The following is a 12603-nucleotide window of genomic DNA, read 5'->3' on the forward strand; positions in this document are numbered from 1 at the left end:
TTTATTTTTAGACGTTCACTAATCCTTAGTAAACATCAAGAATTAGTATGTATACCTTACTAGGAAAATTATATACTAAACTAATTTAACTTGCATGCAATGTAATTGGTAGTATACGCCATACTAATCGAAGTTATTAAATAAGTAAAAACCCGTCATAATCTATTAAAAAATTCATAAAAAATTTTTTCTAGGTATAGATTTTTACTTCTTGCTAAAAACTATACCTGAGGTGTTGACTATGTATAAAAAAGAAGTAATGGTAGCAATATCAATTTTTTTTATTTTACTTATAGGTGCTTGGTGGCTGAATGATCAAACTAAAAGTGATTATGGAAATTATAAATATGAAAAAGATCCAGACGGAACCGTTCGAATACAAACTATAAATAATGGACAAATTGGCAAAGAAGGCAATTTATATACGCCTTTTAGGCCAAGAGAATATATTAGGGTTAATAGTAGACCTGGTGTAGACTAAACAAAATAGCTTACAAAATAAAACAGATGGCTATAGCTATATAACCATCTGTTATGTTATGCATCTACATGTCTTTCTATTTCATTGGATTGCCGCTTGATACTTCCCCATAAAATAAGGGCACTTAAAACAAAGATTCCACATGTTACAAAGAACACAGAAGAAATCCCAAAATACCCACTTACTATTCCACCCATAACAGGACCAATTACATTTCCGAGAAATCTAAAGCTAACATTATAACCCATTACTTCTCCTTGAATTGAAAGAGGGGCTACTTGACGTATATAAGCAGTCATACATGGAATTAATCCGCCAACAGAAATACCAAATAAAAACCGAAAGATAACTAATTGCCAGAGTGAAGTAGCTAATCCTTGAGGAATAAACGTAATAGCTGCAAATATGATTAAAATCATTAGTACTTTTTCATGACCTATTCTGTCCCCAAGTTTTCCCCACTGTCTTGTTGCAAGTAAATTTCCAAATCCAGTTGCTGAAAAAGCAAGACCTGCTAGGAAGGCAAGATTCTCCGTTCCATTAAGTTCTCCAACATAGAGTGCTAAAAGAGGTTGGATGCTAAAATTCGCAGCCTGAACTAGTAAAGAGATTATCATAATTGTAAATAATACTGGATTGTGAAAGATTAGTTGAAGTACCTCTTTACGGGACAATCTCTTTTTGTCCTTGCTTTCTTTTGATACTCTTATTTCATTAATCCCGATTCCCACCAATAAAGTGGACAGTGCAATGACGATGGATGTTAGTAAAAATGTGTATTGAAATCCAACTGCATCAGCAAGTATTCCCCCAAGCAGTGGTCCGAATAAGGCACCAGAAACTGTCCCCATTTGCAATGTACCGAGAGTTTTTCCTGCCGTTTCCTTTGGCGTTTGAGCTGATATTAAGGCTAATGATGTTGGAATAAAGCCTGTTACAATTCCCATTATTAATCGAAGAATAAATAGCTGTTCAACAGACTGTACAAAGCCCATTAAGAAAATACTTATCGCAATTCCAGAACCAGTGATTAGTAATATTTTTTTATAACCGTGCTTGTCGGCGAAACGTCCCCAAATTGGAGAAATAAAGAATGCACTCAGAAAGGTTACCCCGAAAACAAAGCCTGACCACTTTTGAACATAATCATCTGAAAAATCACCTAATGTATCAATGAATAAAGATAAAAAAGGCATAATCATTGTAGCACTAGCTGCTACAAAAAAATTGGTAAACCACATAATTAGTAAGTTTCGCTTAGCGGTAGTAATTGTGTACACCTTCTTGTCTTAGTTATTTCGTTTCCCTAAATATTATAGTATAATATTCAAAATAGTAAAAGTGATTTGTCAAAGACTAGATTGAATTTTTTGTATATTTTTATTATATTCTGAAAAAAAGACATAAACAGAAGCTCATCTCGTGGTATAATTGTCTAATAATGGTGTTCGAAAGTCTTTAGATGGTATGTCATAACAAGGGGGAAGTAGAATGGATGATAAGCACCAATATCTATTCATTGATTTTGAATTTACAATGCCAGAAAATAGATCTAATCCATATGGTTTTTATCCTGAAATAATTGAAGTGGGTTTAGTAGCCGTCATAGGGCAAAAAATTCGTGGCACATTTTCTTCATATGTTAAACCATTAAAGTTTCCTATCCTCACAGAGAGATGCCGAACGTTTCTATCCATTACTCAAGAGCAGGTGAACAACGGTATTACATTTGAAGAACTAGTTAAGAAGTTAAATGAATTTGATCCCGCTCAGGAAAGTACAATCATTACATGGGGTAATATGGATATGAAGGTATTACGCCAAAACTGCATAAAAGCAAACCTTGCCTTTCCTTTTAAAGGGAGACAACGAGATTTGTCAATGGAGTATAAACGATTTTTTGGTGACCAAAATCAAACTGGTCTTTGGAAGGCTGTACAGGAGTATGGGAAAGAAGGGACAGGTAAGCATCACTGTGCATTAGATGATGCAACGACTACTTTTAACATTTTTAAATTGGTTGAAAATGATAAGCGATACTTAGAAAAACCTGAACCGACTACAATTGGTGACCGAGTTGATTTTTCGAAGCTATTAAATAAGTTTGCATGATGAGCTAAATCCACACAAGTGATTTAGCTCTATTTTTGTGGTGAAAATACCCCTTATTATCCATTAATTACAAGATATATAACCGTTTCAGCTTTTCATAAAAACCATCTCCTAGGAAAAGACTAGATAAAAAAGAGGAGAGATGTTCGATGTTTGTTGGTCATCGTATGGAAAGTAACGATACAATTATCTTAACACTCGACCCTAACCTTACTGAGTTTTCAAATGAATTGGGAAGCAATCCACCTCAAAAAAAGAGACATCTTAATGGCAATGTTCAAGGCTATCTTGAAAAGAATGTCCCTAATTTTAAACAAGGAATAGTTAAGGTAGTCTCGGGTACCATTGTTGTTGCCACAATTATGCTTGGGAGCAGTATTGTTCTCGGGGATAACTCTCAAGCAACTGTAAAAGCAGCCTCACTAGATAACACCTACACTGTTCAAAAAGGAGATACTTTATCTGCTATCGGACAAAAATTCAGAATAACAGTACACGATCTGAAGCAACTTAATAATTTGACTGGTGATATGATTTATATCGGACAAACTTTAAAGATATCTTCCTCGAGCCCTTCGTCAGTCCAAGAATCATCTTATACTGTAAAAAGTGGTGATTCCTTATCAGTAATTGCCAAACTTTATAATATGACTGTAAATGAACTAAAACAACTAAACAATTTAACAAGTGATACAATTTATATCGGACAAAACTTGAAAGTTAGGGGTTCAACCGTCACACCACAACCTACAACCTCAACTCAGAATTATGTAGTTCAGGCTGGTGATTCCCTTTCTGTTATTGCTAAGAGATACAATATGACTGTTTTACAAATCAAGCAACTTAATAATCTTACCTCGGATACAATTTATATTGGTCAACAGCTGAAAGTAGGTACAACTAATCCAACTTCTACAACCTCATATGTCGTTCAATCAGGTGATACATTATCTGCAATTGCTAAAAGGTATAATACTACGGTAAATGCGATTATGTCAGCCAATAATTTAGCAAGTGATGTAATTTATGTTGGTCAGAGGTTGACTGTGGTTTCAGCAGGTGGTTCTACAACAAGTGGAACGACTAAGAGCCCTGCACAAGTAAAACAGGAGTTAGTTAAGGACTCTTTTAACTACATAGGTGTGCCTTATGTGTGGGGAGGTTCTACTCCTTCGGGTTTTGATTGCTCAGGTTTTGTTTCTTTTATGTTTGCGCAACATGGAATTAATATTCCAAGAACAACTTCTGCAGCTTATTTTACAATGGGCACTTCTGTTGCAAAGTTGAATTTAGAAGTAGGAGATCTAGTATTCTTCGGGGTGAACCGGCCTGGAGAGGTATCGCATGTAGGTTTCTATGTAGGAAATAATGAGTTTATTTCTGCAACAACCTCGAAAGGAATTGCTGTTTATTCGTTAGATAATAGTTATTGGTCTCAGTATTATATGGGGGCGAAAAGAGTTTATTAAGGGCAGGGGATACCCTGCCTTTTGTTTGCTTAAAATTAGGAGTAAAAGTAGCTCTTCTATAATCCACTTTAAAGTAATGTTATTTAAAGTAGTCTATTTTAAGGATTGCTAGGTTTTCTAGGCTTCTTTTTGCCCATTCGCTGTTGTCTGTTTCTAATTCTTGTACTGCTTTATTTAATGCGTCGTGTAGGGATTTTTCATAAGATGGAATTTCGCCTTCGTACGGACGTACCATTTTTAAAGGGATGTTTGTTTGTTCGTTAAAGGCAAGTGCTCTGCGTTCATGAAAGATTGGAACATTTACTTCCTTAGGAGCATGAAGATCCCCTTGAAGAGGATGCTTAAGAACAGCTTTAATTTTAACTAAGTAATGCTGTGGACGGATATTTGTTATTTCACCGATATATTTTCCAGTCTTAGCGATTCCTGTGACAATATCACCAATTTGTAATGTGTTTTCACTCACTTTTTTCACCCTCATTCCTGTATTAATATGTTCGAGAACTCGTCATTAATATGATATACTTAGCGAGTTAGACTAGCAATATGAAAGGTAGTGTGTCTATGTTCGTAGTATTCAACACGCTTTATTTATTTTTATATTTTCCAGAGGATAAGTCAGAGTATATTCCAGCCTTCTTTTGGAGTGCACTTTTTTTGTTATTCGCTGTTTTAACAATGCGCTTTATTATAAAAGTTTCTAACAAAGAGCAAGCAAAAGCAAAAGAACTTGAAGAGAGATTAAGAGATAAAGAATAAATTGTAAAGTAATCCTACTCAATTAAGTAGGATTTTTTAAATTATTTGAAATAATTTTATTAATAGATTTATGCTATTATAAATATTATTTCATAAATGAGCAATGAAAGAGGAGTAAAGTATACATGAAAAATGATCAGTGGACATCGAAGATAGGTTTTATACTAGCAGTTGCAGGTTCTGCAATTGGGCTAGGTGCTATATGGAAGTTTCCATATATGGCTGGAACAAATGGAGGAGCCATCTTTTTTCTTTTGTTTCTTCTATTAACAATATTCATAGGGGCACCCATTTTAATAGCAGAATTTATTATTGGTAGAGCCTCTCAAAAAGATGCAATAAGCTCTTTTAGACAATTAGTCCCACAGACAAACTGGCATATATTGGGGTATATGGGGGTTGGTCTTTCCTTTATCTTACTATCATTTTATAGTGTTGTAGGTGGTTGGATCTTATCATATCTATGGAGGAGTATTAGTGGTTCCTTAACAGGGCTAAGTAATGATGAGTATGGAAGACTATTTTCAGGTATTATTTCTAGTCCATTTGAGGTTGTGTTTGTTCAGTTTCTATTTATGCTCCTAACCATTATGGTGGTTCAGGGAGGCATTCAAAAAGGTATTGAAAAAGCTAGCAAATACATGATGCCTGCTCTATTTATCTTATTTTTGATTTTGGTATTTCGCTCGGTAACTTTGGAAGGTTCAAGTGAAGGAATTGCGTTCTTATTAAAGCCAAACTTTATGAACATAACATCAGATACAGTTTTAATGGCTTTAGGTCAGTCTTTCTTTGCTTTAAGTGTCGGCATTTTAGTAATGGTAACGTATGCTTCCTATTTATCTAAAAAGGAGAATATCACAAAGTCTGCATACACAGTAGTTGGATTAAATATTTTGATTTCTCTTTTAGCGGGATTGGTTATTTTTCCTGCAGTATATGCATTTGGGTTTGAGCCAAGTGAAGGACCTGGTTTAGTTTTTGTTGTCCTTCCAGCAGTATTTAATGAGATGTTTTTCGGTGGCTTTTTCTTATTTCTATTTCTTCTGTTGCTTCTGTTTGCTACCTTAACATCTGCTTTCTCGATATTAGAAATCGTTGTGGCAGCAATAGTAAAGGGAGAACACCGGAAGAGAAAGCATGTAACCTGGATTTCTGGTATTTTGGTTTTCCTAGTTGGCATTCCGAGTGCCTTATCCTTTGGAGTGTTGTCGGATTTCTTGATTTTTAACAGAACAATATTTGACTTAGCAGACTTCATTGTTACAAACTTTGGCTTACCATTAGGTGCTCTATTTATCTCTTTATTTGTAGGGTATAGACTACCAAGGAAGCTAGTTAAGCAAGAGCTCGAAAATGGTACAAAGGGTCTTGGTATCTTATTTGATTTATGGTATTTCTCAATTCGTTTTATTGTTCCAATTGCTATAAGTGTTATCTTTGTTTATTCACTTGGTTGGATTTGAAAATGATGTAAAGTGGGGAATGGAAATGGATATTGTTATAATTAGACATGGTCAATCGGAAGCAGACTTACTAGGCGTTCATGAGGGAAGAGCAGATTTTTCACTAACAGATTTAGGTAGAGAGCAAGCTGCGCTTATGGCAGAGAAAGTAACAAAAAGATTTAGCCCTAATAAAATTTGGGCTAGCCCATTAAAGCGAGCACATGAAACGGCCAGTATACTATCACAAAAATGTGGTGTTCCACTACTACTTGAAGATGACTTAATGGAATACAATAATGGTGTGCTTGCTGGGTTACCTAGGGAAGTTGCTGCACAAAAATATCCACTCCCACCTGGTGGAAGATTGCCACATGAAGCAATCGAGGCTGGTGAGTCTGTCCTGGATTTTAGATTAAGAGTGGAGCGGGTATTTTCAAAAATAATTGCAGAAAGCGGAAATGCCCCTAGAATTGCCATTGTTGCCCATGGTGGCACGATCTCAAATATACTTAAATCTTTTTTAAAGCTACCACCAATTACAGAGTACGGTTTTTCTACAGGAGATACAGGTATTCATTACTTACGAATTACCGATAATAATAGATTGATTTTATGGTTAAATAATACGGAGCATTTAGTGGATTTACAAAAAGATGAAGTCTAGGTTTTATTCGGACAGGTTTGCGAAGAGAATACCACAACTAGTCCGAATCCGTGGTGTATTCGGACAGGTTGAACAAGCCAACCCCTCAACTAGTCCGAATCCGAGGTGTATTCAGACAGGTTGAACAAGCCAACACCACAACCCGCCCGAATCCAGAGGTTATTCGGACAGGTTGAACAAGCCAACACCACAACTAGTCCGAATCCGGGGTGTATTCGGACAGGTTGAACAAGCCAACCCCTCAACCCGTCCGAATCCAGAGGTTATTCGGACAGGTTGAACAAGCCAACACCACAACCCGCCCGAATCCAGAGGTTATTCGGACAGGTTGAACAAGCCAACCCCTCAACTAGTCCGATTCCGAGGTGTATTCAGACAGGTTGAACAAGCCAACCCCTCAACCCGTCCGAATCCAGAGGTTATTCAGACAGGTTGAACAAGCCAACCCCTCAACCTGTCCGAATCTAAGGAGTAAATAATCAACACAGTAAACATGCATTTCCCTCTTTTTGAAAGAATATAAGGTTCTTTCCAAAACTCTATGACAAAGCAACCTTCAGCCTATTAAGTCCTTCTTTAAGCGTACTTATAGGACATCCAATATTAATCCGAACGAATCCTTCACCACCCGGTCCATATTTAGTACCAGGCTCTAATCCTAATTTACCCTTCTTGATAAGGACATCCTTAAGCTCAGAGTCTGTTAACCCTAGCTCCCTGCAATCCAACCAAACAAGATAACTAGCATCAGGTCTTATCACCTTAACTTTAGGAAGATTAGATTCTATGAAGTTCATAAGATAAGAAACATTTTTCCGCAAATACTCAATTAAATTATCCAACCACTCGTCTCCATGTAAATAAGCAGCCTCCATTCCTATAATGCCAAATGTGCCTAAAGTAAAAAATCCTTGTTGTTGTTGCCTTTTATCAAACCTTGTTCGTAAGGATCTATTTGGAATAATAGTGGCTGAAGCCTGTAAACCAGCTAAATTAAAGGTTTTACTAGGTGCAATTAACGTGATGGATTGATTAGCGAACTCTTCAGAAATAGAAGCAAAAGGAATATGTGGTTGATCCCCGATAATTAGATCTGAATGAATTTCATCAGATACAATAAGAATATTGTGCTTTAGACAAATTTGACCTAATCTTATAAGTTCTTCTCTTGTCCAAACTCTCCCCCCCGGATTATGAGGATTACATAGAAGAAATAGTTTAACAGAAGGATCTAAATTTTTTTCTAAATCGTCAAAGTCTATATAATAGCGGTTATTTTTTAATATTAGAGGACTGTTCAACACGGTCCGATTATTCTTCTCTATCATTTCAAAGAAAGGGGTATAAATGGGTGATTGAATGAGGATTTTATCTCCTGGACTTGTATACTCTTGAATGACCATACTAATTGCGAAGACGACTCCAGGACTGTATGTTATTGAACTAGAATTAACTACCCATTGATGCCTTCGTTTCAACCATCCCGTGATAGCCTCACTCGTCTCTACCATAGGTATTGAGTAGCCAAAGATACCATGGTTGACCTTTTGTGCAAGTTCCTTTACAACTATCTCTGGTGCTTGAAAGTCCATATCAGCAACCCACATAGGAAGAACATCTTTTGTTCCAAATACTCTTTCATTTATATCCCATTTCACAGAGTTTGTTCCCTTACGGCTAATTTCATTATCAAAGTTCAACATACATTCAACCTCCTAATATGTATTACATGTAAAGGTGTGATAAAATAGACCATACTGTATTTATGAAACCTATGTGTAACTTGACAGAAGTTATTACATTAAAGATAAAATTATGTGTAAAAAGGTGATAATTATGACTATGCAGAGAGATGTGAATTTACAGATCATGTACCTGCTTGAAAATTGGGACCCTCTAGGTCATGGACTAGGGTCATATGAAACAGAAGCAGTAGATGTTCTTCAGGCTGTATACCAGATAGATGATCCGGAGAAACTTGCAACTAAAATTCAGTTAATTTATGAATTCTCGTTTGAACAGCTGATTCCTTTAGCGGATTGTAGAAAGATGGCTGAAAAACTACTATTAATTAAAAATGATTCGACTTGTGAATTGTAGGTTAAGGAAACACTAACCGAAATAATAAACGTAAAAGGAGATTACATCAGATAGTTACGATGTAATCTCCTCTTACGTTAGATAAATTGAGCTATTCTCTCATGAACTAGTAAGGGTTTCTCTTCTGGAACAAGATGACCAGTTTTAGTCAACGAAATAAAAGAGGAATTCGGGAGGTCTTTGTGCAGACGTTCTCCAATAGATATAGGAACCACCTTGTCCTCTTGTCCCCATATCAATAAACTAGATGTCTCAATTTTTCTCAGTTCCTCAGGAGTTAAATCACCTTCACGATGCCTAATCATTCTTGTTAATGCCCTGAAGATATTATCATCGGAAAATGGCTCTAGATATCCTTTTCTCATATCTTCATCGATAATCGAGTGATCGTGAACAACATTGTAAAGATTACGATCTATTCCCTGTTTTGCAAGATGACGTTTTACATATAGGTGAAAAAAAGGAAAATAACTTGAATAAATTAAAGGTGAGGGTAGTCTCTTCATATAACCAGAACTACTAAGTAAAACAATTTTATCAATTAAATCTGGGCATTGCTTTGCAATATTTAAAGAAATTTGTCCTCCCATAGAATGGCCGACTAAACTTACTCGAAAATAGTTAAGGTGATTAAGTAACTTAATCACAACATGAGCTAGATTCTGATAAGAATAGGTCATTTTTGTAGATTTACCACTACGACCGAATGGTGGCAAGTCTAAGGCTAGTACAGTATACTCTTCTTTTAATAAAGGAATAAGTCGTCTATAGCTAAAGGTTGAAGAGAGGAAGCCGTGAATAAGGACAAGTACAGGTTTATTGCGATCTTTATGGGGATATAACTCATAATAAATGTCTATCCCTTGAACATTTACTTTAAACTGGGGAGATACTAACGTCATTGATTTCACTCCAAATTAAAATATGAAACTATTTTACCCAACTTTACCCAAAAAACACACCTTTTTAGGTGCAAAATAAAAATGGACATTACCAATGGTAATGTCCACAAACAAAAGGGGGGGAATACTAGAAAGCCTTATAATTTATATGATACCCAGGTATTTCACTTTATAAACACTTAAAACTACTTAACCTAAATTATTTTCATCGTTATACTTAATTTCATATAACATTTGCATAACGCGAAGAAAATCTTCTTCAGAAAATTCCTTAGCTTTTCGTAAAATAAGCTTTGATCTTTTTATTCCAATTTCTTTAATGAGTGACTCAATCTCTGAATCTATCCCAAATGTTGATTCTGTATTTTCTTGTTCCATAAGTTCTGAAGCTGGAATATCAAGTACGGTTGAGATCTTTAAGATTGTTTGAACATCAGGTGTCTGTTCTCCGTTCTCATATTTCTCTATAGTCCCTGTTCCTACACGTACTTTTAAAGCGAGTTCCTGCTTAGTCATATTACGTTGTTCACGATAAACTTTAATGTTCTCACCTATACTACCCATCATCTCACCCCACAGAAATAATAACGATTTCTTACTACTATCATACCATTTCCAACATGTAATAAAATTATCAAAACTAGAACATTTTGTGATAATTAGTAAAAATTATTAGTAGATGTGAAACAATTGTTCATTAATGTACGTTACATAGGTGAAATAAGGAGGTTAGCCATCATGCAAGAGGAAGAGTTAATCCAGCGGGCCAAACAAGGAAATATGAATGCCTTTAGTGAACTAGTCGAGGCATATTATCCAACTGTGGAACGGTTTGCTTATCAGTTAGGAAATCGGCAGGAAGAAATACAGGATATAACCCAAGAGGTGTTTATTCGAGTATATAGATTTCTAGATCAATTCTCAAAAGCTAAATTTTCAACATGGCTGTACAAAATTACATTAAATGTAACGAGGGATATGGCTAGAAAACGCAATCAAAATCTAAAGAAGATCTTTAAAATACAAAAAGAACGTCATGATGATTACCCTGAGGTTGAGTCTCATATTTTACAAAATGAAGAAGACCGAAGACTACATCTTTGTATTCAAAAATTAGATGAGAAATATAGAATTCCAATTGTGTTGTTTTATTTTCATGATAAGAAATACGATGAGATAGCCGATATTATGTCAGTTACACTATCTACCGTAAAAACTAGAATTTTAAGGGGCAAAACGATGCTTAAAAAAGCAATCGAAGAAATGGAAAAAAAAGAAGGTGAAGTACATGGATGATAAATTTTTAGAAAAAAGACTTCAGAACCTAAAATCTTCTTACGAGGAATTGCCAACAGTTTCACAACCTAAGGACATTGTTACAAAGATAAAAATGACCGAGCGAAAATCGAAAAAGAAGTATTTATTCCATCTTCCTTTTGCTGCAAGTTTTATAGGAGTTCTTCTGATTGGAAGTTTGTTGGCTATGCAACTTTTAAATAACGAAAATGACATTCAACAAGGAAGTAACAAAGATCCACAAAGTGAATTACTACAAGTACCTACACAGGATGAAATAGAAGAGAAGTCCAAGGAATTAAGTTCTTATTACGAAGAACTTTTAACCTACCTAAAGAATAATTTAGAAACGGAAAATGTTGAAAGGTACTCTTTTGTAAAAGACAGTAAATATGTTGTTGATCGTTTTGGGGACCCTTCGTTTAAGGTGTTTACGAACAAGCAAGATTTAAACGATTATTTTGAGAGTACAAAGTATTATATTGGCTATAAATTACTCACACCAAAACAACATATCGATGCTTTAAGTCAAAGGAAAAATGAAATACCAGACGATGAAATACTAGGTCTCATTATAAAACAAGAGGAGATTTTAAAAACAATTTATGAGCCTAAGTGGAATCAGGATTCAAATGCGATTTATCGTGAAATGAGTGATATCGGTCTATCGGCCATCTTAGAGAGACTAAATAGTAAACACGATTTTAAATCTGAAGAGATTAATACCTTTGCAAAAACAGTGGTTAGCAATGGATTTATTTTCGAACATGTTGGCGAGGGTATGATTGAAATTACGAAAGATTATTCTAGACTGAGTCAATTGAATGTAAGTCAACAAATCACAGATTATTTTACAATGATTCAAGAAAGAATTGTCATGGATGCGGCATTGATCATCACTTGGAATGAACTTTCCGACAGAATTGTAAAATTAGAAAGATTTATTCTTTCTAACCCAAACTTTCCGGACAATAAGATTCTGTATGAACTGTATAAGAGGTATTTCACTTTTTATACAACAAGCCTTTTAGACAACACCCCAATTTATGATCGTGATGTTTTGATTGAAGAGGTAAAAAGTAGCTACGAACGATTTATGGAAATTAATAAGGGAACCGAAACAGCTCAAGTCATAAATGATTTTTATCAAAGGCTTGAAGAAAATAATTTTAAACGTGTAGATAATCCAGAAATCCCAGAATTGATTACCATTGAACCGTAGGGAGAATCGCTACGAGTACCTGAGTTGAGACTGCGATAAAAAGGTTTTCATACTTTAAAAGAAAATCGGAAATCCTAACCTTATTAAAGGCCCTATTTAAACAATTTTTGATTATATCCTTTAACTGTGATATAATTTTAAATTGCGTAT

At 35.1% G+C, this 12603-nt stretch carries 14 protein-coding genes; 9 read left to right on the plus strand and 5 right to left on the minus strand.

Translation table 11 applies throughout. The features are described from left to right. Positions 1 to 241 precede the first annotated feature (241 nt). On the plus strand, positions 242 to 481 hold the full coding sequence (locus J2Z26_RS19605) for a hypothetical protein (protein WP_193534935.1): 240 nt from the start codon (positions 242 to 244) through the stop codon (positions 479 to 481). A gap of 56 nt (positions 482 to 537) precedes the next feature. Here the strand turns inward: J2Z26_RS19605 and J2Z26_RS19610 are convergent, their stop codons facing one another. Next, on the minus strand, positions 538 to 1722 hold the full coding sequence (locus J2Z26_RS19610) for an MFS transporter (protein WP_193534936.1): 1185 nt from the start codon (positions 1720 to 1722) through the stop codon (positions 538 to 540). A 250-nt stretch (positions 1723 to 1972) separates the two neighbouring features. Between J2Z26_RS19610 and kapD the strand changes: the two genes are divergently transcribed. Together kapD and J2Z26_RS19620 are read left to right on the plus strand one after the other, a co-directional pair. Further along, positions 1973 to 2593 (plus strand): 3'-5' exonuclease KapD, encoded by a 621-nt coding sequence (gene kapD, locus J2Z26_RS19615; protein WP_193534937.1) that lies wholly within the window; start codon positions 1973 to 1975, stop codon positions 2591 to 2593. A gap of 149 nt (positions 2594 to 2742) precedes the next feature. Beyond that, complete coding sequence (locus J2Z26_RS19620; protein WP_193534938.1) at positions 2743 to 4062, plus strand: C40 family peptidase; 1320 nt, start codon at positions 2743 to 2745, stop codon at positions 4060 to 4062. A gap of 79 nt (positions 4063 to 4141) precedes the next feature. Here the strand turns inward: J2Z26_RS19620 and kapB are convergent, their stop codons facing one another. After that, positions 4142 to 4528, minus strand: coding sequence for a kinase-associated lipoprotein KapB (kapB, locus tag J2Z26_RS19625; RefSeq protein ID WP_319638026.1), 387 nt, complete (start codon positions 4526 to 4528; stop codon positions 4142 to 4144). 98 nt (positions 4529 to 4626) lie between these two features. Between kapB and J2Z26_RS19630 the strand changes: the two genes are divergently transcribed. The 3 genes from J2Z26_RS19630 to J2Z26_RS19640 all read left to right on the plus strand — a co-directional run bounded on the left by J2Z26_RS19630 (position 4627) and on the right by J2Z26_RS19640 (position 6933). Beyond that, positions 4627 to 4821, plus strand: coding sequence for a hypothetical protein (locus tag J2Z26_RS19630; protein ID WP_193534940.1), 195 nt, complete (start codon positions 4627 to 4629; stop codon positions 4819 to 4821). A gap of 125 nt (positions 4822 to 4946) precedes the next feature. Continuing rightward, on the plus strand, positions 4947 to 6287 hold the full coding sequence (locus J2Z26_RS19635; RefSeq protein ID WP_193534941.1) for a sodium-dependent transporter: 1341 nt from the start codon (positions 4947 to 4949) through the stop codon (positions 6285 to 6287). 25 nt (positions 6288 to 6312) lie between these two features. Then, a complete protein-coding gene (locus J2Z26_RS19640; protein WP_193534942.1) occupies positions 6313 to 6933 on the plus strand; it encodes a histidine phosphatase family protein in 621 nt (206 codons plus the stop codon). A 539-nt stretch (positions 6934 to 7472) separates the two neighbouring features. Here J2Z26_RS19640 and J2Z26_RS19645 read toward each other — a convergent pair. Beyond that, the gene (locus J2Z26_RS19645; RefSeq protein WP_193534975.1) at positions 7473 to 8633 is read right to left on the minus strand and encodes a MalY/PatB family protein; all 1161 of its coding nucleotides are present in this window, start codon (positions 8631 to 8633) and stop codon (positions 7473 to 7475) included. A gap of 136 nt (positions 8634 to 8769) precedes the next feature. On the opposite strand from J2Z26_RS19645, the gene J2Z26_RS19650 reads away from it, so the two are divergent. Next, positions 8770 to 9033, plus strand: a complete 264-nt coding sequence (locus J2Z26_RS19650) for a DUF1871 family protein (RefSeq protein WP_193534943.1) — start codon at positions 8770 to 8772, stop codon at positions 9031 to 9033. Between the two features lie 77 nt (positions 9034 to 9110). Here the strand turns inward: J2Z26_RS19650 and J2Z26_RS19655 are convergent, their stop codons facing one another. Then, the gene (locus J2Z26_RS19655) at positions 9111 to 9935 is read right to left on the minus strand and encodes an alpha/beta fold hydrolase (RefSeq protein ID WP_193534944.1); all 825 of its coding nucleotides are present in this window, start codon (positions 9933 to 9935) and stop codon (positions 9111 to 9113) included. A gap of 189 nt (positions 9936 to 10124) precedes the next feature. Further along, positions 10125 to 10499, minus strand: coding sequence for a helix-turn-helix domain-containing protein (locus tag J2Z26_RS19660; protein WP_193534945.1), 375 nt, complete (start codon positions 10497 to 10499; stop codon positions 10125 to 10127). A 174-nt stretch (positions 10500 to 10673) separates the two neighbouring features. Between J2Z26_RS19660 and J2Z26_RS19665 the strand changes: the two genes are divergently transcribed. Next, the gene (locus tag J2Z26_RS19665; protein ID WP_193534946.1) at positions 10674 to 11231 is read left to right on the plus strand and encodes an RNA polymerase sigma factor; all 558 of its coding nucleotides are present in this window, start codon (positions 10674 to 10676) and stop codon (positions 11229 to 11231) included. Continuing rightward, positions 11224 to 12453, plus strand: a complete 1230-nt coding sequence (locus J2Z26_RS19670; protein ID WP_193534947.1) for a hypothetical protein — start codon at positions 11224 to 11226, stop codon at positions 12451 to 12453. The genes J2Z26_RS19665 and J2Z26_RS19670 overlap by 8 nt, the downstream gene beginning before the upstream one ends. Positions 12454 to 12603: the final 150 nt, after the last annotated feature.

It is taken from the genome of Cytobacillus luteolus (assembly GCF_017873715.1).
Classification (GTDB): domain Bacteria; phylum Bacillota; class Bacilli; order Bacillales; family Bacillaceae_L; genus Bacillus_BV; species Bacillus_BV luteola.